This window comes from Desulfoluna butyratoxydans (assembly GCF_900699765.1).
Lineage (GTDB): Bacteria > Desulfobacterota > Desulfobacteria > Desulfobacterales > Desulfolunaceae > Desulfoluna > Desulfoluna butyratoxydans.
In genome coordinates this window covers 1-1,614 of sequence record NZ_CAADHO010000025.1, presented here as the reverse complement: position 1 = coordinate 1,614, position 1,614 = coordinate 1, and the positions used below count along the sequence as shown (strand labels likewise).

1 protein-coding gene is annotated in these 1,614 nt (G+C 49.0%); it reads right to left on the bottom strand.

What is annotated here, in order from left to right:
• Positions 1-323: 323 nt before the first annotated feature.
• A complete protein-coding gene (locus tag MSL71_RS26285) occupies positions 324-1,499 on the bottom strand; it encodes an IS91 family transposase (RefSeq protein WP_180147500.1) in 1,176 nt (391 codons plus the stop codon).
• Positions 1,500-1,614: the final 115 nt, after the last annotated feature.

Here is a 1,614-nt window from a genome sequence, read left to right as displayed (position 1 = left end):
AACAATTAGTTAAGAGACAGTGTTTGAAGCTCCGACGGCCCCCGTAGTGCGAAGCTGTTCCCTTCAACGGCTTGTTGAACGGACCCGCGCAACGACAACGCTCGAATTGGCCTGGGCGCTATGGAGTTTCAACTCAAAACTCACGTCACGAAGCGTCGGCCTATGTTATGTAACTCTCTGTATTGCACGGTCAGGGGGGTAGATTTTCATGGTGAATTCATCTTTCTGACGTGGCTACAGTAAAATATTCTCTACTCTCAGCAGTTTTAAAGCAGAACTCACCCGCGCTGTCAATGGATGATAAACAATAAAAAGATAGACAGTTAGTGCAATCCGCAAATGATCATGCCGTGGGTTCCCGGTGGGCTGTTTATTTTTGTTTCTCTGCAGAATGGAGGGATGACTCGGGTAACAATCAGGGGCTTTCCGCAAGTCGGGCAGATGGTTTTATCTGGGGCTGTTTTTTTGATAACATCCTGCCAGATGACTTTGCGCGGGAACCCCACCCTGTCCTGGCCGAGGGCACGCCGGGCGATGTTTAAATTGTCCTTTTTCGTCTGGGCGTAGAGACCGTAAGATCGAACCAGGACGGCATGGGGTGGTGGGACGTGATAAAGAAACCGTTCGATGAACTCATCTATTGGAAGCGTCATCAGTTTCAGCTTTTCACGGCCACAATCGAAGACGACGTGGGTCTCAGTTACTTTTTTAATTCGGTAGTTTGAAATGGGGCCGCCTCGGAGGTAGCGGGCCAAGTAAGTAGCGACACCATTGCCATGGCGATATTTCTTTAAAATTTTAACGTTCCATTTCTTGCGACCCAGCTTGTTCAGGAGGTTGATGAACTGCTGAGAGCTCATGTCAGGGGGAAGGACAAGCTCGCCTTTTTCGAAGGCTTTTTTCAAGGCATCGTTCATCTTTCCCCGAAAAATATCGCGCGCAGCTTCAAAGGGAAAGAGGTACAATCCTTTCACAGGGGCCCATTCTCCTGCTTCATTCAGGGCACCACCGCTGACGAGGCAATGGGCATGGGGATGAATGGCCTGGGTTTTCATCCAAGAATGAAACGCCGCGATGATCCCAGGCTTTGCCCCGAGCCGCTTCGGGTTGAGGCAAAGCGTGAAGATAGTGTCTCGCGAGCAGATCAACAGGATCCCTGCCAGCAGCTTGAAGTTCATGTGAAGCAGAAACCGGAGTTGGTAAGGAATGGTAAATATTACATGGAAATGAGGGCATTTCAGGAGCCTTGCTTTCTGCTTTTCAAGCCATTGCTGGACTTGAAGATGAGCGCATTGCGGACAGGTACGGTGTTTGCACGAGTTGTACCACATCCGATTGAAATGGCCGTCGGGGCACCCCTGGACATGACCGCCAAGGGTCGAGGTACGACATACCATCATGCTGTGGGCAGCGTCACGTTTGTAGTCAGGAAGAGGATGAGATTGGTCGTAGGATCGGTATGCCTGTTTGAATATCTGATTGACAGAGTATTTAGGCATTTAGCTTGTATGAAAAACAGAAATGTTAGAGTAAATAAAGACTATTCGAATGACTATCCCCCGCGAAGCGGGTTTGTTCAACAATTATTAGTGGACATTTTTGTCCCATAACACC